Source organism: Bacillus sp. X1(2014), assembly GCF_007678255.1.
The window spans coordinates 112,178-130,277 of sequence record NZ_VEED01000014.1 but is presented as its reverse complement, the minus strand read 5'-3'; the positions used below and the strand labels follow the sequence as shown (position 1 = coordinate 130,277).

20 protein-coding genes and 2 riboswitches are annotated in these 18,100 nt (G+C 41.4%); of the genes, 16 read left to right on the top strand and 4 right to left on the bottom strand.

Annotated elements, in window-relative coordinates:
* Positions 1–253: 253 nt before the first annotated feature.
* Positions 254–1,234 (bottom strand): ABC transporter substrate-binding protein, encoded by a 981-nt coding sequence (locus tag FS608_RS21865; RefSeq protein WP_144554693.1) that lies wholly within the window; start codon positions 1,232–1,234, stop codon positions 254–256.
* 237 nt (positions 1,235–1,471) lie between these two features.
* Between FS608_RS21865 and FS608_RS21860 the strand changes: the two genes are divergently transcribed.
* From FS608_RS21860 to FS608_RS21840, 5 genes are read left to right on the top strand one after another with little or no spacing between them, the layout of a single operon-like run.
* The gene (locus tag FS608_RS21860) at positions 1,472–2,476 is read left to right on the top strand and encodes a FecCD family ABC transporter permease (protein ID WP_144554692.1); all 1,005 of its coding nucleotides are present in this window, start codon (positions 1,472–1,474) and stop codon (positions 2,474–2,476) included.
* The gene (locus FS608_RS21855) at positions 2,473–3,528 is read left to right on the top strand and encodes a FecCD family ABC transporter permease (protein WP_144554691.1); all 1,056 of its coding nucleotides are present in this window, start codon (positions 2,473–2,475) and stop codon (positions 3,526–3,528) included. The genes FS608_RS21860 and FS608_RS21855 overlap by 4 nt, the downstream gene beginning before the upstream one ends.
* A 16-nt stretch (positions 3,529–3,544) precedes the next feature.
* Positions 3,545–4,363, top strand: a complete 819-nt coding sequence (locus FS608_RS21850; RefSeq protein WP_144554690.1) for an ABC transporter ATP-binding protein — start codon at positions 3,545–3,547, stop codon at positions 4,361–4,363.
* Positions 4,356–5,135, top strand: a complete 780-nt coding sequence (locus FS608_RS21845; protein WP_144554689.1) for an IucA/IucC family C-terminal-domain containing protein — start codon at positions 4,356–4,358, stop codon at positions 5,133–5,135. Before FS608_RS21850 ends, FS608_RS21845 begins: the two co-directional genes overlap by 8 nt.
* Positions 5,095–5,346, top strand: a complete 252-nt coding sequence (locus tag FS608_RS21840) for a DUF2573 family protein (RefSeq protein WP_144554688.1) — start codon at positions 5,095–5,097, stop codon at positions 5,344–5,346. The genes FS608_RS21845 and FS608_RS21840 overlap by 41 nt, the downstream gene beginning before the upstream one ends.
* A 54-nt stretch (positions 5,347–5,400) precedes the next feature.
* Here FS608_RS21840 and FS608_RS21835 read toward each other — a convergent pair whose 3' ends face one another.
* The 3 genes from FS608_RS21835 to FS608_RS21825 form a co-directional block, all read right to left on the bottom strand.
* A complete protein-coding gene (locus tag FS608_RS21835) occupies positions 5,401–5,742 on the bottom strand; it encodes a spore coat protein (RefSeq protein WP_144554687.1) in 342 nt (113 codons plus the stop codon).
* Positions 5,743–5,759: 17 nt separating this feature from the next.
* Entirely contained in the window at positions 5,760–6,053 is a 294-nt protein-coding gene (locus tag FS608_RS21830) for a hypothetical protein (protein ID WP_144554686.1), read from the bottom strand.
* 102 nt (positions 6,054–6,155) lie between these two features.
* A complete protein-coding gene (locus tag FS608_RS21825; protein ID WP_098572409.1) occupies positions 6,156–6,287 on the bottom strand; it encodes a YuzL family protein in 132 nt (43 codons plus the stop codon).
* Positions 6,288–6,495: 208 nt separating this feature from the next.
* Between FS608_RS21825 and FS608_RS21820 the strand changes: the two genes are divergently transcribed.
* The 11 genes from FS608_RS21820 to FS608_RS21770 all read left to right on the top strand — a co-directional run bounded on the left by FS608_RS21820 (position 6,496) and on the right by FS608_RS21770 (position 18,099).
* Complete coding sequence (locus FS608_RS21820) at positions 6,496–8,880, top strand: 3-hydroxyacyl-CoA dehydrogenase/enoyl-CoA hydratase family protein (RefSeq protein ID WP_260871770.1); 2,385 nt, start codon at positions 6,496–6,498, stop codon at positions 8,878–8,880.
* Between the two features lie 109 nt (positions 8,881–8,989).
* Positions 8,990–10,165 (top strand): acetyl-CoA C-acetyltransferase, encoded by a 1,176-nt coding sequence (locus tag FS608_RS21815; protein WP_144554684.1) that lies wholly within the window; start codon positions 8,990–8,992, stop codon positions 10,163–10,165.
* 76 nt (positions 10,166–10,241) lie between these two features.
* Positions 10,242–12,026, top strand: a complete 1,785-nt coding sequence (locus FS608_RS21810; RefSeq protein WP_144554683.1) for an acyl-CoA dehydrogenase family protein — start codon at positions 10,242–10,244, stop codon at positions 12,024–12,026.
* Between the two features lie 194 nt (positions 12,027–12,220).
* The gene (locus tag FS608_RS21805) at positions 12,221–12,577 is read left to right on the top strand and encodes an arsenate reductase family protein (RefSeq protein WP_144554682.1); all 357 of its coding nucleotides are present in this window, start codon (positions 12,221–12,223) and stop codon (positions 12,575–12,577) included.
* 77 nt (positions 12,578–12,654) lie between these two features.
* On the top strand, positions 12,655–13,038 hold the full coding sequence (gcvH, locus tag FS608_RS21800; RefSeq protein ID WP_026567855.1) for a glycine cleavage system protein GcvH: 384 nt from the start codon (positions 12,655–12,657) through the stop codon (positions 13,036–13,038).
* A gap of 107 nt (positions 13,039–13,145) precedes the next feature.
* Positions 13,146–13,385 (top strand): YusG family protein, encoded by a 240-nt coding sequence (locus tag FS608_RS21795; protein ID WP_144554681.1) that lies wholly within the window; start codon positions 13,146–13,148, stop codon positions 13,383–13,385.
* Positions 13,386–13,527: 142 nt separating this feature from the next.
* Positions 13,528–13,884 (top strand): toprim domain-containing protein, encoded by a 357-nt coding sequence (locus FS608_RS21790; RefSeq protein ID WP_026567857.1) that lies wholly within the window; start codon positions 13,528–13,530, stop codon positions 13,882–13,884.
* A gap of 7 nt (positions 13,885–13,891) precedes the next feature.
* Positions 13,892–14,200 (top strand): thioredoxin family protein, encoded by a 309-nt coding sequence (locus FS608_RS21785; RefSeq protein WP_144554680.1) that lies wholly within the window; start codon positions 13,892–13,894, stop codon positions 14,198–14,200.
* 535 nt (positions 14,201–14,735) lie between these two features.
* Positions 14,736–15,095, top strand: a complete 360-nt coding sequence (locus tag FS608_RS21780) for an SCP2 sterol-binding domain-containing protein (protein WP_144554679.1) — start codon at positions 14,736–14,738, stop codon at positions 15,093–15,095.
* Between the two features lie 82 nt (positions 15,096–15,177).
* Positions 15,178–15,288, top strand: a riboswitch (SAM riboswitch).
* Between the two features lie 69 nt (positions 15,289–15,357).
* Positions 15,358–16,674, top strand: a complete 1,317-nt coding sequence (locus FS608_RS21775; RefSeq protein ID WP_186328848.1) for an O-acetylhomoserine aminocarboxypropyltransferase/cysteine synthase family protein — start codon at positions 15,358–15,360, stop codon at positions 16,672–16,674.
* 121 nt (positions 16,675–16,795) lie between these two features.
* Positions 16,796–16,905: riboswitch (SAM riboswitch) on the top strand.
* Positions 16,906–17,073: 168 nt separating this feature from the next.
* The gene (locus tag FS608_RS21770; RefSeq protein WP_144554677.1) at positions 17,074–18,099 is read left to right on the top strand and encodes a methionine ABC transporter ATP-binding protein; all 1,026 of its coding nucleotides are present in this window, start codon (positions 17,074–17,076) and stop codon (positions 18,097–18,099) included.
* Position 18,100: the final 1 nt, after the last annotated feature.

Sequence of the window (18,100 nt, the reverse complement as noted above, 5' to 3'; positions counted from 1 at the left end):
CGATCTTGAACAGTATTTTGAGTCGTTCCCAATCAGGTTTGGCGAAATAAATCAAAGAGTTGGCGAGATTCCGGACTAGTTTGGCGAAATAAATCAGGACATCGGCGAAATCCCAATCCAGTTCGGCGAAATAAACCATAGAATCGGTGGAATTCCCCACATCCCCTAATCTAAAATACAAAACAAAAAGAGCGAGGCCATGGCAAGCCGCGCTCTTTTCTACTATAAAAAACTGGGAGGTTTTTTATAAAAATTACTTAACTAAGATTTTCTCAAGGTCATCGAGCATAATATTGGCTGCGAGAACGCCGCCCGCAGTGTTCCATGTTGCGTCGCTTACTTCATACACATGGCCGCTCTTCACTGCATTTAAATTTTTCCAAAGTGGGTCATTTGTCCATTCTTTTGCTGTATCTAAGGCTGCTTGGTCACCTTGTGGCGCATAAGTGAAGTAGAAGAGAAGGTCTCCATCCATTTTAGGAATAACTTCCTTGCCAACCTCTACAGCAAGCAAACCAAGCTTATTATCAGGAGTAAACAGTGCTTCTTGTTGTGCAGCACGTTTGAAGCCTAATTTATCAAAAATCACACCAGAAAATGAATCTGTGTAATAAATACGGGATTTACCAGCCATAAAGCGCACAACTGAAACCTGTTGATTCACTTTATCACCGAGTTTACCTTTTAAATCTGCAACGTGTTTATCAAAGTCACTTAAAACTTGGTTGCCCTTTTCTTCAAGGTTCAAGGCTTTTGCATATAACTTAAAGTTCTCCTGCCAATCGCCTCTTAATGTTTCAGAAAAAACGGTAGGAGCAATAGCACTTAGTTGATCATACACTTGTTCTTGACGTAGTTTGTTTCCAATGATCAAATCAGGTTTTAACGAAGCAATTTTCTCTACATTGACTTCACCTTCAACCCCAACAACCTCAACGCCGTCCATCTGGTTTTTAATATGATCGTACCATGGATCTCCAAGCCAAGATTGAACAGCACCGACTGGTTTAACACCTAAAGCAAGCAACGCCTCAGTTCCTTCATTGGTAAGAATCACGACTTTTTTCGGAGTACCTTTAATGGTAGTCGACCCCATCGCATGTTCTACTGTATATGATTTTTCTGCAGTAGTTTTCGTTTCATCACTCGTTTTTTCCTCATTGCTGCCGCACGCCGCTAATAAGAAAAGGGTCATGATAGAGAAAAGAGTAAGTATTGTCTTGATTGCCTTCATTGTTTATGTAGCCCCCTTAGCTAATTGTTAATGATAATCATTTTCAATGACAACTTAATCATAAAATGAGAAGTACCCCTATGTCAACGCTTTAATTGAAAATCATTTTCAAAATCACTAACTTTTTTTGTGAACAGACGCTTTTTTTAAATGAAAATGATTTTCAAAGTCATTGACAATCATTATCAATTGGAGATAGACTTAAATTAAATAATAAGGTAGAAAGGTTACCATCAGATGCTATTAAAAAGTACTGCATTAAAATGGATTGGATTCCTAATTGCCGTCGTGGTGATGGTGTTAGCCATGTGTGCCAGTATCATATTTGGGTACACCGATACCAGCTGGCAAACAGCAGTTGATGCATTTACCAATAATAACGGATCCAATGAACATATCATTATTCAAACCGTAAGGCTGCCAAGAGCGTTAATCGCGTCCGCTGTCGGGGCTAGCCTGGCCATTGCCGGTGTCCTGATGCAAACTTTAACGAAAAATCCACTCGCGTCCCCTGGGATATTTGGGATCAATGCAGGCGGCGGGTTTGCGGTTGTCGTTGCGATGACTGTGTTTTCCGTGGATAGTTTACAAGCATTTAGTGTTCTGGCCTTTATCGGAGCTGCCATTGCAGCCATAAGTGTTTACACGATCGGTTCAGCTGGTCGTGGAGGATTAACACCTATGAAACTTACATTAGCTGGGGCGGCAATGTCAGCAATGTTTTCCTCTTTTACACAAGGCTTGCTCGTGTTAGATGAGGTCTTGCTTGATCAGGTCTTGTTTTGGCTGGCAGGTTCTGTCCAAGGCCGAAAATTAGAGACGCTTGTTTCTGTGTTACCTTATATTGGAATTGGTTGGATTGGAGCCATGTTCATTGCTGGAAAAATGAATATCCTGTCCATGGGGGAAGATGTGGCCAAGGGTCTTGGATTAAACACCGGACTTCTCAAAATCGCAATTGGCATCATTGTTATTTTATTAGCAGGCGGATCTGTCGCTGTCGCCGGTCCAATTGGTTTTGTAGGAATTGTAGTCCCCCACATTACCCGATCGATTGTAGGAATCGATCATCGCTGGGTCATCCCATTTTCAGGTGTGTTAGGGGCGATTCTCTTAATCGCTGCTGATATTGCCGCAAGATACATGTTCATGCCGTCTGAGGTGCCTGTTGGTGTTATGACAGCCATCATTGGAACTCCATTCTTTATTTACATCGCAAGAAAGGGGTTCAATGGACGATGAGTAAATATAAAAATTTCCGCCTCTTTAATGGCAAACTGTCCTTTTTAATGGATCGAAAAGCTGCCATAACTTTCACGATTCTTCTCGTCGTTGCGTTCCTTGTTTTTGTCTTTAGCACGGGAAGCGGTGAAATGAAGATTAACCCGCTTACAGTTGTAAGTGTATTATTCGGCGGCGGCCCAGAGATGGAAAAGCTCATTATTACATCCTTTCGCCTCCCGAGAATTATTGTCGCTTTAATGGTTGGAATCTCTTTAGCGGTTGCGGGCGGCATATTACAAGGAATGATCCGCAATCCACTTGCTTCTCCAGATGTATTAGGAATTACCGGTGGAGCCGCAGCTGCCGTTGTTAGTTTTTTAGCAATGTTTAGTGATAAGAATCATTCCTTAACCGTTAGTATTGCTTGGCTGCCCTTAGCAGCTTTTATCGGTGCAACAGTAGTAGGATTTTTAGTTTATTTCCTTGCTTGGAAAAATGGGGTGTCACCAATCAGGCTGGTGTTGATTGGGATTGGGATTTCTGCTTTAATGCAAGCAATCACCACCTTAACGATGGTCATGGGTCCGATTTATCAGGCGAGCCAAGCGAATATCTGGATTACCGGAACCGTTTATGGATCCAATTGGAAAAATGTAGCCATTCTTGTTCCATGGACGGTTATCTTCGTGATTATTGCATTGGCTTTGGCCCGGACAATTAATATCCAAGAGCTCGGTGATGAGGTGGCAACAGGTTTAGGCGGCAAGGTGCAAAAACAACGGTTTCTCTTATTAATGATTAGTACCGCCTTAATTGGTGGTTCGGTTGCCTTTGCCGGCGGGATCGGCTTTGTTGGTTTAATGGCCCCGCATATGGCGAGAAGATTAGTCGGTTCCTCATTTGGAGCATTGCTCCCTGCGAGTGCATTAATTGGCGGCATTCTTGTCATGGTCGCCGATTTAATTGGCAGAACTCTGTTTTCACCATTAGAAGTGCCAGCGGGCGTGTTCACTGCTGGTATCGGTGCACCGTACTTTATTTACTTGCTTTTTAAAACGAGAAATTCATAAAAGGAGCTGTCAGAAGATGAATGCGATTGAAACGAAGAATTTATCACTTTCCTATGGGGATACACTCATTATTGATGAATTAGATTTGAAGATTCCTAAAGGTGAAATCACCGTGTTTATTGGCGGAAATGGCTGCGGAAAATCAACGCTGCTTCGTTCAATCGCTCGTCTCTTGAAGCCCAAATCTGGTGCTGTTTTGCTTGAAGGAAAAGCGATTGCTAAGCTATCCACAAAGGATATTGCTAAAAAGATGGCGATTTTACCTCAGTCGCCCTCAGCACCAGAAGGATTAACGGTCCTTCAACTCGTTAAACAAGGGCGCTATCCGCATCAAACTTGGTTAAAACAATGGTCTGAGGAAGATGAGAAAAAGGTTCATGACGCCTTAAAGGCCACACGATTAGAGGACTTAAAAGAAAGAACCGTTGATTCACTATCAGGCGGACAAAGACAGCGGGCCTGGATTGCGATGACGCTGGCACAAGATACGGATATCATCCTTCTAGACGAACCAACTACTTATCTGGATATGACCCACCAAATCGAAATCCTCGATTTGCTGTTTGAACTAAATGAAACGAAAAAACGGACGGTTGTCATGGTGCTTCATGATCTTAATCTAGCTTGCCGTTATGCACATAACGTTGTTGCCATCAAAGATCAGAAGGTACATGACCAAGGGAAACCAGAATACGTCATCAACCGCAGCCTTGTTAAAAATGTGTTTGGCATGGACTGTGAGGTAACTGTGGATCCACTATTTGGGACTCCGCTCTGTATTCCTTATGGTAAGGGCAGATGTATTCTTGAGAAGGCGGTAGCGGTCAATGGATAAAGTATTCGTAGACACTCAATTGGAAAAATACCGATTCAATCCAAACTTAGAGGACACTTTCAATGTTGCTGATCTCTTAGATGAAACGTACCTCAAGGATTTTTTGAAAAATTTATCCGATGTGATAGGGGCCCCTTCTGAAAAAATAGCTGCTTCCATTTTGATAAAACGATATGCCTTTTTGGCCGTGATGTCACTTTATGCAATGACGGCTTTGAATAAAAAGCTAAATGTATCGTTGGATAATATAAAAATGGAAACAGCTATACAGGGGAAAGATTGGCTGCCAGGGATTTCTTTAAAGGATGCTGACCTACAGGGCTGGGATGGAAATGATCGCGCTGAATGGCGTTCAAGAGTATTGAAAGATCTGTTTGCAAATAATATTTATCCCCTCATCTCTCATTTGGAAAAAACCGTCGGAATATCGAAGTTAATCCTGTGGGAAAATATTGCGGTCTACCTATTTTGGCTCTATGAAACCGAGCTAATAGATAATGATCAGGCTGCAGGGGACTTCCGTTACTTAATTTCCGAAGCAGAAGGGATGTTGTTTGGCCGCTACAACTTAAATCCACTGCCAAAGTACTTTGCTGAAAAAACGTATTTGCAAGAATGGGACGCTGAGGTAAGAGTAAGAAAGACCTGTTGTTTTACATACCAACTGCCAGCAGGTAAGCGCTGCAAAACATGCCCATGTACCCATATTGCTAAGGACAGAAGGTGTCATGATGGAGAAAACATTTGTGAAGCAGTTCGAAGCTTTGCTTGAAAAGTATAGTGAACTAATGGTGGGGGAATCCACCGAGGAAACAAAGGAGAAGGTAAAGATGTGGGCATTGTACACCCATATCGCTAAGTCAATGCCTGCTTTAGCTAAGCATTGGAATGGTCTTTACCCGGATGCGAAAGAAGAAATGAAGCAAATTATAAATGAAATTAAAGTCATGAATGAACAGCATCGGGCCTCTTCACAAAAATAAATTACATACAAAAACCGGAAGCAGTTGATGCCTCCGGTTTTTTGTTTTTTGTTGTTATTGAAGGGTACCGCCAGTTGGCAACTGGTTCGTATATCCCTGAAACTGCTGATAGGATTGCTGCAGCTTTTGCTGGTCCGCAGCCTCGATCGCATACCAGCCCTTTTTAAACATTAAGTCATAAAGATTGCGCTGGCATTGTTGTGTATCCGAAAAAATCTGCATGATATCCTGATACAAACCTTCATGACTTGCTTCATGTAAAGCCATACTATAAGCACTTGTCATGTATTTCTCTGTTGTCAATAAATCATTGATAAAATCACGGTCATTCATTTGCGGGGTCTTTGGTACCTGCGTTTCAGGGTTTTGAATCTTTTGTTGTTGATTCTGATTCATTGATTGCTCCTCCTTTTTTATTGCATATTGTTTAAGGGCTGCTGCTGGCTGGCATGCTGGCCTAAGTGACCTAGAATCTGTTGATAGTGGCGTTGATGCATCTGGGCCACTTTTTCTGCTTCAGCTTTTAATTCAGGGTCCTGACACTGGCCGGCAAAAAAGTGGGCTTTCTTCGCAGACAATAAGTTCCATGACATCATATCGGTTAAATAAAGAGCATCTTTTGTTGACACAACTCCGGGAGGCTGTTGCATGGTTGCTTGTTGATTTTGCATATTCATATTGGGCATATTCATATTTTGTTGCTGCATAATAACCCTCCTAATTCATGTAATCTTTACGACTTTATGGTCTCTCAAACAGGAACTTTTATGCAAAAAGAGAAACAGGCTGAAACAATCAGCCTGCTTTTCTTAGCGCTTATATTGATTATTCTGGCTGTTCTTTTTATCAAGATGAGCCTCTTCATTGCCTGGCCCGCCATTGCCCTTCACACTTGCTGCACTTACCCCTGCTTTGGAAGGGTCTTTTTTCATTTTCGCCATCGTTATCACCTCTGATAATAGGATGCCCTTTTAGGTAAAAATATTTAAAAATTTATTTTTCAAAAAAAATCCAAAAATCCGCTTTTAATGATTGCACAAATTTTCGAAATATTCTATAGTAAGTAGTAACAAGACTCATTCAAATGTGAATTTTTTTTGACTAAAAAATGAATGAGTATTCATTCAAGATTTGAAGGGGGAGACAATGTTGAACCAAGTAATTAAAAATGCAGCTGTCCTAGGATCTGGTGTGATGGGGTCTGGAATTGCTGCCCATCTCGCAAATATCGGCATCCCAACATTATTATTAGATATCGTGCCACGAGAACTTACTAAAGAAGAAGAGGCAAAAGGACTGACACTACAAGATAAACAAGTGCGTAATCGAATTAGTGCAACTTCCATCCAAAAATTATTGAAGCAAAAGCCTGCCCCACTGGCAGTGAAAAAGAATTTAGCCTTAATTGAAGCAGGCAATCTTGAAGACGATTTATTCAAACTGAAGGATGTTGACTGGGTTATTGAAGTGGTCGTTGAAAACCTTAACGTTAAGAAACAGGTATTTGAAAAGGTTGACCAATACCGGAAACCGGGCAGCATTATCAGCTCCAATACATCAGGAATTTCAGTAGAAGCGATGGTCGCAGGCCGTTCCGAAGATTTTCAAAAGCATTTCCTGGGTACCCACTTTTTTAACCCGCCGCGCTATTTGAAATTGCTTGAAGTGATTCCTACTCAATATACGTCTCCAGAAGTCCTTTCATTCATGAAAACTTTTGGTGAAGACGTTTTAGGAAAAGGTGTGGTGGTTGCAAAGGATACACCAAACTTTATTGCGAACCGGATTGGAACTTACGGACTTCTGGTAACTGTTCAGGAAATGCTAAAGGCGGGCCTTAGTGTCGGCGAAGTCGATTCAATCACTGGACCGCTGATTGGCCGCGCAAAAAGTGCTACCTTCCGCACACTTGATGTTGTTGGTTTGGATACGTTCTATCATGTCGCTAATAACGTTTATGAAAAAGTCGAGGGCAAAGAAAAGGAAGTATTCGAAATCCCTGCCTTTTTGAAAACGATGGTGGAAAAAGGCTGGCTTGGCGGCAAATCCGGTCAAGGATTCTTTTTGAAAAAAGGAAAGGACATTCTTGAACTTGATCCCAATACATTAGAATATGGTCCACGTAAAAAGCTGTCCACACCTGCGGTTGAGTTAGCTAAGCAGGAAAAAGGCACAGCCAATAAATTGAAAGCGCTTGTATACGCAAATGACCGGGCTGGACAATTTTTATGGAATACGATGGCGCAGTCATTTATATACTCTGCCCAGTTATTAGGTGAAATTGCAGATGATATCGTTTCCATCGACCGAGCGATGAAATGGGGCTTTGGCTGGGAAACAGGTCCATTTGAAACATGGGATGCGATTGGCGTCGAAAAGTCTGTCCAAAAAATGAAGGAAGCTGGTCTAGAAGTTCCAGCTTGGGTTACAGAAATGCTGGAAAAAGGACATTCATCCTTCTATTTAGAAGAAAACGGTGAAAAGTTCTACTATGATAACGGTCAATATCGATTAGTGGAATTCAACCCAAAGGCCCTCGATCTTAAAAAGATCAAGAATCAAAAGGGTGTCATTAAAAAGAATAGCGGAGCAAGTTTAATTGATATCGGTGATGGCGTTGCTTTGTTAGAATTCCATTCGCCTAACAATGCGATTGGTCTTGATATTGTACAAATGATCAACTATGCCGTTGAAGAAGTTGAAAAGAATTATAAGGGACTTGTCATCGGCAACCAAGGAAAGAACTTCTGTGTCGGTGCCAATTTGGCGATGATGCTCATGGAAGTACAGGATGATAATATTTATGAGCTTGATATGATTGTCCGTCACCTCCATAGTGCCTTGCTGAAAGTCAAATACAGCTCGAAGCCAGTGGTCGCTGCTCCATTCGGCATGACGCTTGGCGGCGGGGCAGAAGTTTGTTTGCCGGCTGCACGTATTCAAGCTTCAGCCGAAACATATATGGGTCTCGTTGAAGTTGGTGTCGGCTTGCTCCCAGGCGGCGGCGGAAACAAAGAGCTTTATATGAAGCATTTAGAAAACCTTCCAAACGGGGTTCCGTTTGACCTGCAAACGATCGCCAATAAAGTGTTTGAAACGATTGCGACCGCAAAAGTTTCCACTTCCGCAGAAGAAGCACGGGAAAACAATTTCCTAAGTAAGTCGGATGGCATCAGTTTTAATAATGATCATCTGCTCTATGATGCGAAGCAGGCTGTTCTAGCGTTACATGAAAGTGGCTACAAGCCGAAAGTGCGCCGTAAAGTTCCAGTCGTTGGTGAAACAGGTTATGCCACCCTATTACTCGGTGCTGAAGCAATGCGTTTATCCGGTTATATTTCAGAGCATGATTTAAAAATTGCTAAGAAGATTGCCTATGTTATTGCTGGCGGCAGGGTGCCGTTTGGTACAGAAGTAGATGAGCAATATTTATTGGATCTCGAACGGCAGGCATTCTTAAGCCTCATTGCGGAGCCAAAATCACAACAGCGCATGCAGCATATGCTTGTGAAAGGCAAACCATTAAGAAACTAATTTTTAACAAGGGGTCTGACCCCTCTGCTATAGGCTTTATTATAGCTAGTTTAGAATGAGGGGTCAGACCCCCAGATTCGATATTTTAATAGAAAGTGAGGGAACTTACATGAGAGAAGCGGTAATCGTTGCCGGAGCGAGAACCCCGGTCGGAAAAGCAAAGAAAGGGTCGCTTGCCCATGTTCGCCCCGATGATTTGGGGGCATTGGTGGTAAAAGAGACATTAAAGCGAGCTGGAAACTATGAAGGAAATATTGATGACTTAATCATTGGCTGTGCCATGCCTGAGGCTGAGCAAGGCAACAATATGGCCCGCAATATCGGGGCATTAGCAGGACTTCCCTATACTGTTCCTGCCATTACAGTCAATCGTTTTTGTTCTTCAGGATTACAGGCAATCGCTTATGCCGCACAAGGAATCATGCTTGGCCACACCGATACAGCCATCGCTGGCGGGGCTGAATCGATGAGTATGATCCCAATGATGGGTCATGTTGTCCGTCCTAATATTAAACTAGCAGAAACGGCTCCGCAATATTATATGGGAATGGGTCACACGGCAGAGCAAGTAGCAATGAAATATGGCATTACACGTGAGGATCAAGACGCTTTTGCCGTAAGAAGCCATCAAAAAGCCACTAAAGCAATTGCTGAAGGAAAATTCGTCGATGAAATTGTCCCAGTTGACGTGACGATTCGGACTGTCGGCAATGACAATAATCTCGTTGAAAAAACGATTCAATTCTCAATGGATGAAGGTGTTCGTCCAGATACTAACTTAGAAACATTAGGTAAACTCCGCCCAGCCTTCTCGGTGTCAGGCACCGTAACAGCTGGTAATGCTTCACAAACAAGTGACGGGGCGGCAGCTCTAATGGTGATGGATCGCGAAAAGGCTGAATCACTTGGTCTTAAGCCTTTGGCGAAATTTCGATCGTTTGCGGTTGGAGGTGTCCCGCCTGAAATTATGGGTGTCGGTCCGGTCGTCGCGATTCCTAAAGCTGTCAAACTAGCTGGTCTCGAATTATCGGATATTAATTTGTTCGAACTGAATGAAGCGTTTGCGTCACAATCACTTCAAGTCATTCGTGAACTTGGTCTAAACGAAGAGATTGTCAATGTCAATGGCGGCGCGATTGCCCTAGGACACCCGCTTGGATGTACAGGTGCCAAATTAACTCTCACACTTATTCACGAATTAAAACGACGCAATCAACAATTTGGTGTTGTAACAATGTGTATCGGCGGCGGAATGGGTGCGGCCGGAGTATTTGAATTACTGTAACTGTCCCAGGCATATAAATTTTAGAAAGGGTCTGTTATTTAGCCCCTTTCTAATAAAAGATTAGGAGGAAAAAATAATGACAAACCAAACAGAAAAAGTCATTAAAGGCGGAAGCTTTCTAATAGAAGATATTTCATATGAGCGGCTATTTACACCAGAGGATTTTACTGAAGAGCATTTAATGATTGCGAAAACGGCAGAAGACTTTGTGGAAAAAGAAGTGGTCCCACAGCTGGAATATTTAGAAAATCATGAGTTTGATCGTACGGTAAAGCTCCTTAAAAAAGCAGGCGAACTTGGCCTTTTAGCGGTAGATGTGCCTGAGGAATATGACGGCTTAGCCTTGGATAAGATTACATCCTCTCTTTTGACAGAGAAAATGGCTGGAGGAGGCGGATTCTCGCTCTCACACGGAGCACACGTCGGAATTGGCTCGCTGCCAATCGTATTATTCGGAAACGAGGACCAAAAGCGCAGATATTTACCTGCACTTGCATCAGGCGAAAAACTTGCTGCTTATGCCTTAACAGAACCAGGGTCTGGATCGGATGCCCTTGGTGCTAGAACAACAGCTAAATTAAATGCGGCAGGCACGCATTATATTTTAAACGGGGAAAAACAATGGATTACTAATGCTGGTTTTGCCGATGTATTCGTCGTTTATGCCAAGATTAATGGAGAGCAATTTACTGCTTTTATCGTTGATAGAGATCTCCAAGGCGTTTCTACTGGGGCGGAAGAGAAGAAAATGGGCATTAAGAGTTCTTCCACTCGGACGCTCATTTTAGAAGATGTTCCTGTACCTGTTGAAAATTTATTGGGTGAAATTGGTAAAGGTCATGTAATTGCCTTTAACATCCTAAATATTGGTCGTTATAAGTTGGCGGTTGGAAGTGTCGGCGGCTCTAAAAAGGCATTCGAAATAACCGTTAAATATGCAAATGGCCGTCAGCAATTTAAAACACCGATTTCGCAATTCAATTTAACAAAAGAAAAATTCGGAACACTGGCCTCTGAAATTTATGCGGCCGAAAGCTCGGTTTACCGTACGATTGGTCTATACGAAGACAACCAAGGCAAACTGACAACTGAGCAAGAAAAGGACATTAAATTAGTCGCGAATTCAATTGCCGAATATGCGATTGAATGTTCACTTAATAAATTCTTCGCTAGTGAAGTATTAGCCCATGTAACAGATGAAGGTGTTCAAATACATGGTGGATATGGCTTCATGCAGGAATATCCAATTGAAAGAGCCTATCGTGACGCACGAATTCAACGTATTTTTGAAGGAACCAATGAAATTAACCGTCTGTTGGTGCCAGGCACCTTATTGAAAAAAGCCTTTAAGGGTGAGCTGCCATTATTCCAAAAAGCGATGGCTCTACAAGAGGAACTAATGATGTTAATGCCAGAAGAGCCTGGTGACGAACCGCTTGCACAAGAAAAATACCTTGTCAGAAATGCGAAGAAAATCGCTCTATTAGCAGCCGGTTTAGCAGCCCAAAAATATGGAAAAGCGCTTGAAAAGGAGCAAGAAGTGTTAGCCAATATCGCTGACCTTATTTCAAACGTGTATGCAATGGAATCCGTTGTGCTCCGTACGGAAAAAGCAATCGCCAAAACTGGTTTAGAGAAGAACAAGCAAAAGCTTCTTTATACACAAATCTATTGCCAAGAAGCTTTCAATCAACTTGAAGCGATTGCAAAAGAAACATTAGTAGCAGTCGAACAAGGCGATACCCTCCGGATGATGTTATCGTCCCTTCGCAAATTTACGCGTCATACTCCGATTAATGTGATAGCGAAAAAACGTGAAGCAGCCGATGTGATCATCGAAGCAGAGCGATATATCGTTTAATAAAACTAGGCTCCCTTTCGATTAGAAAGGGAGCCTAAATTTTTATTGTAGAATAGGAAGGGATTTTGAAAAATTAGTCGAATTTTTTTAAGAGGAACATATTTTTTGCATTAGGATTTTGAAAAACGTTATGATAATATTCAAGTGACGTTTAGACAAGTCAAAGATTTTTGCGGGAAAGGGCGGTGAAATGAATGTCTCTGACTTTTTATTGGTATCCAAAATGCGGCACATGTCGAAACGCGAAGAAATGGCTGGATGCCCATCAACTTTCCTATGAAGAAGTACATATTGTGGAACATCCTCCAAGTCGTGAGGTGTTGCAGGATCTTTATCAAAAAAGCGGACTAGAATTAAAGAAATTCTTTAATACCAGTGGTATGAAATACCGTGAATTAGGTATAAAGGATAAAATGAAGTCTGCAACTGAGGAAGAACTGCTCGAATTACTTGCTTCCGATGGCATGTTAATTAAACGCCCAATTTTAACGGATGGCGAGCATGTCACCGTAGGCTTTAAGGAAGAAGAGTTTGAAAAAATGTGGCGATAAGCCGGCTCTTCATCACTATGGAAATCGATTAATTTCGATGATAGATTTTTTAGAAAAAACAATGGAGGGATTTAGCGATGAGTACACCAAAAGAATTACGTTATTCAGAAGAGCATGAATGGGTAAAGGTTGAAGGAGAAAAGGTCCGCGTTGGGATTACTGCTTTTGCACAGCATGAACTAGGAGATATCGTTTTTGTTGAGCTTCCAGAAGTGGGCGATGAAGTTACTGCTGACGAACCATTTGGAAGTGTTGAATCTGTAAAAACTGTTTCTGAGCTTTATGCACCTGTCAGCGGTAAAGTCGTGGAAGTGAATGAAGATTTAAGCGACAGCCCTGAATTTGTAAACGAATCACCATATGAAAAAGCATGGATGATCGTAATTGAACTATCAGACAGCAGCGAACTTGATAAGCTTATGACAGCTGAACAATATGAAGAAATGATAAAAGAAGACTAATTACTAGGGAAAGGCACCTTGTCAAGGTGCTTTTTCTCTTAAATTCCCACTTTTTCTTCTACTATTTTTGGGAAACTTATAATAAATATATTGAAGAGGGTGGGAGCATGACATTAAAGCAGCAAAGAATAGACGTAACAGAACGAGTCATTGGCAAAATGAAAAATGGAGAAATGGAACTGTTTCTAGATAATACGCCAATTGGAAAAATGAAACTGACAGATCACATGCAAGTGGAATTAGAACATCATTTTGAAGTGGAACAGCAGAAGATCTATCAACATGTGACGACAACTGAAGGTTCGGATGCAAAATATACTGATTGTGATGATGGCGGCTGGTGCTAACTATATAACTTGGACCTATAGTCACAGGCCTATTTTTTCAAAAGACAATAACGAAAAGGTTAACATAGTCAGAAGAAGGCACACGTAATCAATATTTTAGAATATGTTAACATAAAACAACTTCTAATACAGGTGATGGATGATGAATGATTCGTATGTTGACAAAGTTCTTATTGTCGAAGGAAAGTCGGATAAAAATAAAGTAAAAAAAATCGTGAAGGAACCCGTTGAAATCATTTGTACCAACGGGACCATCAGTATTACAAAATTGGATGAATTGATTGATTTCCTTGAAGATAAGGATGTCTATATTCTTGTCGATGCTGACTTCTCCGGTGAGAAACTTCGCAAGCAATTAAAGCGCGAATTACCGCAAGCTGAACATTTATATATCGACAGGATGTATCGGGAGGTAGCGACCGCACCAGTTCACCACTTGGCCACCGTTCTATTAGGTGCAAATATTGATGTGCATACTGAATTTTTAGAAATGGGTTAAAAGATATATGAACGAATGGAATCGAAGCGAATTATCTGCCTTTATTAAAGGGAAGACAAATGGACTAGTGTATTTCTATACACCGATGTGCGGGACCTGTCAGGTTGCTTCAAAAATGCTCCAGGTCATCGAAGAACTTGTAGAGGTAGATATGGGTAAAATGAACCTAAATTTCTATCCAGACCTTGCTAGGGAATATGAAATTGAAAGTGTCCCTTGCTTGTTAATAATCGAAGCTGGCGAGGTAAAGCAAACACTCTACGCATTTCACTCTGTTCCATTTTTACTTGAAAAAATAAAGCAGCAGATACTATAAGAGCAGATGCGAGATGCATCTGTTTTTTTGGTGATGACCTTCGATTTTGCTACAAAAAAACTAATTGTGCCCCGAAGAGCGAAAAGAAAGTCTCCTGGGTCATAAACCAATACTAATTAATCAGCAAGCCTCTTGTGCAAGCCACTTAATGATGAAGATTGGTTGTCTAGTTTCCTCATAAATCGTTCGAGTTGATATGGATAAAAAATAGGCACATTAAGTGGGGCTTGATAAGTACGCAAATTTAAAGATCTTAAAATTTTTATTTCATCTAATTCAATCCGAGGTTTATAACACATAATCCACATCCTTTTCATCTAGAATAAATTAATTTTACAAAATTCCGCCTCCTTCCATAGCAACCGGTTATGACCAATTACCAACACTTTCAAAAAACTTCTTCCATCCGACATATTTCTCAGGAAATCCCCTCGCCACTCCCATGCCAAGGTAGATAATTGTCGACCAATTTAAAGAGGATTTCTGGCCTATGTCCTGTATAGTAAATATAAGAGCGTAGACCGGAGTGGTGGAAATGATAGAGGTATTGGAAACCTTTCAATTAGCAATCAAACAGCAAGGACATTTACTGCCGTTACTTGAGCATATTCATGCGAGAGTGAATTTAATTTGTGAACAAAATACCTATCAAATCATCATAAAGGATAGAGAAGTTTTCATTCTTCATGATAGCGGGGAGAAACATACGAGATCCGAAATTCGTGGGGACCTTCATGCGATGAAGCAGCTGCTTACAGGGGAGGAAAGGTTGCGAGCACTTGAACGCAATGGTCTTCTAAGTATATCGGCCCCCATCCGCACAACATTATTGCTAGAGTCTATCTTTTATTTAACAAAAACGCAGGAAAATATCGCGAAAATTACAAATTTTTAATCAAACCTATTGACTCGGAATTAAAATTTAGATACCATTTGAATTAGAATATTTAACCAATTATTACAACTTAATCTATACATTCTTATCGAGAGTGGCGGAGGGACTGGCCCTTTGATGCCCAGCAACCGGTTTACTACATAAATAACACGGTGCTAAATCCAGCAGAGCAAACAGCTCTGGAAGATGAGGAGAGTGAACCCCCTCTTCTCTGAAGCAGGGGTTTTTTTGTATGGTGTGTTGTCAAAAAGGAGGAAGAAAATTGAGTGAAAATCAGAAGAAGTATCGTTTTGAAACATTAAGTGTCCATGGTGGCTTAACTCCAGACCCGGTAACAGGGGCTCGCGCTGTTCCGATTTACCAAAACAATGCTTATCAATTTAAGAATACTGAGCATGCTGCAAACCTCTTCAGCTTAGCAGAAACTGGATACATATATACCAGAATACACAACCCAACGACCACTGTATTTGAAGAAAGAGTCGCATTATTAGAAGGCGGTGTAGGGGCCCTAGCGGTTGCGAGTGGAATGGCCGCCATTACTCTTGCCATATTAAATATTGCTGAAGCTGGTGATGAAATTGTTTCTGCTTCCAACCTTTATGGCGGCACCTATAATTTATTTGCAGTGACCCTTCCGAAATACGGAATTAACGTGAAATTTGTTGATCCGGAAAATCCAGAAAACTTCCGCCAAGCGATCACTTCCAAAACAAAAGCCGTTTTTGCGGAAACGATTGGTAACCCAAGCCTGCGCATCCTGGATATTGAAAAAGTGGCTGAAATTGCTCATGAAGCAGGTGTTCCACTAATCGTTGACAATACTTTTGCCACTCCATACCTTTGCCGGCCAATTGAACATGGAGCAGATATTGTCATTCATTCCGCTACAAAGTGGTTATTAGGGAACGGAACGACAACGGGCGGAATTATTGTGGATGGCGGAAAATTCGATTGGAATTCTCCAAGATTCCCAGGCTTTACAACACCAGATGCAAGCTACCATGATCTTGTTTATGCAGAAGCTTTAGGCGCTGTCGCTTATATAATCAAAGCTCGTGTCCAATTGCTGCGTGACCTAGGACCGGCATTAAGTCCGCAAAATTCCTTCCAGTTTGTTCTGGGTCTTGAAACACTGCATGTCCGCATGAAAGAGCATGTCGCGAATACTAAAGAAGTCGTCGAATACTTGTCCAACCATCCTGCCGTAGAATGGGTTTCCTATCCTGGCCATCCATCACATCCTGATTATGAACTAGCTAAAAAGTATTTACCAAAAGGTGCCGGTTCGATGGTGGTATTCGGAATAAAAGGCGGAAAAGAAGCTGGGGCTAAATTAATTGATTCCATCACACTTTGGGCGCATGTGGCCAATGTTGGCGATGCAAAAAGTTTAATTATTCATCCGGCCAGCACTACTCACCAGCAATTAGATGCCGAAGGCCTGGTCGCTGCAGGTGTAACGGAGGATTTAATTCGCCTATCCATCGGGATTGAGAATGTGGAAGATCTCATTGAAGACCTAGAATCGGCTATTGTTTCGGCAACTGGTTTAACTTCTTTAAACGTTAATGCCTAAAACTTATTTTTCCGAATATGAAGTTATTTTCATTGACACCCCTTTTTATCCGTGATACGATAACTTTCGTAATATAGTTACTTAAACAAATTAACGTTTTAATTGAATATAGGAATTGATGCTCTTATCAAGAGAGGTGGAGGGATGTGCCCGATGAAGCCCGGCAACCGTCAATATTTATTATTGAAATGGTGCCAATTCACACAAAGCGTTTGCTTTGGAAGATGGGAGAAAGGATTATTATTTATGATGCCTTTCTGCCTGTGCAGAAAGGCTTTTTATTTTAATAAAATAGAATCTTTTCGTAGAAAAAATCAAACCCTATAGTAGATTAAATAGTATATTACAAAATAAATCTTTCAGAATTTTAAGGTAAATTGGATAAAAGCAGGTGATACAATGATTTCTATAAAAAGTGTTCAGAAGATTTTTCCTTCTAAACAAGGTCAGTTAAGAGCCGTTGATGATGTAAACCTTGAGATTCAAGAAGGTGAAATTTTCGGGGTAATTGGATACAGCGGCGCTGGGAAAAGCACATTGATCCGAATGTTAAACGGTCTGGAACTGCCAACCAGTGGAACCGTAACCGTTGCTGGCCGCGTGGTTTCAAAAATAAAAGGTGCTGAACTTCGAAAGGCTCGGCAAGAGATCAGTATGATTTTTCAGCATTTTAACTTACTGTGGTCAAGAACCGTTAGTGAAAATATTGCTTTTCCATTAGAAATTGCAGGCATCAAAGGTCCTGAGCGCCAAAAAAGAGTAAGTGAACTAATTAAATTAGTCGGTCTGGAAGGAAGAGAAAATGCTTATCCTTCCCAGTTAAGCGGCGGTCAGAAGCAACGTGTCGGGATTGCCAGGGCGCTTGCCAACAATCCGAAAGTACTTCTTTGTGATGAGGCTACTTCTGCCCTCGACCCACAAACGACCGATTCTATTTTAGAGTTGTTAGTTGATATTAATAAAAGGCTCGGTCTGACCATTGTTCTCATCACCCATGAAATGCATGTAATACGCAAGATTTGTCACCGGGTTGCCGTGATGGAAAGTGGAAGGGTCGTTGAACTTGGACAAGTATTAGATGTATTCAAAAATCCACAGCAGTCGATTACGAAACGATTTGTCCAGCAGGTGACCGAACCAGAAGAGACGAAAGAGACAGCAGAACATTTACTTGAACGTTATCGTTCCGGTCAAATTGTTCAATTAACCTTTATTGGGGAATCTGTTGAACAGCCGATCATTACAAATGTTATTCGCCATAATAATGTGACCGTTAATATCTTGCAAGGGAAGATTTCGCAAACCCAAAGCGGGTCTTATGGAACCTTATTCATTCATATTGATGGGGACGAAGCAGAAGTCAATAAAGCAGTCGACTACATTCGTTCACAGCAAATAGGAGTGGAGGTGGTTACAAGTGAATAGT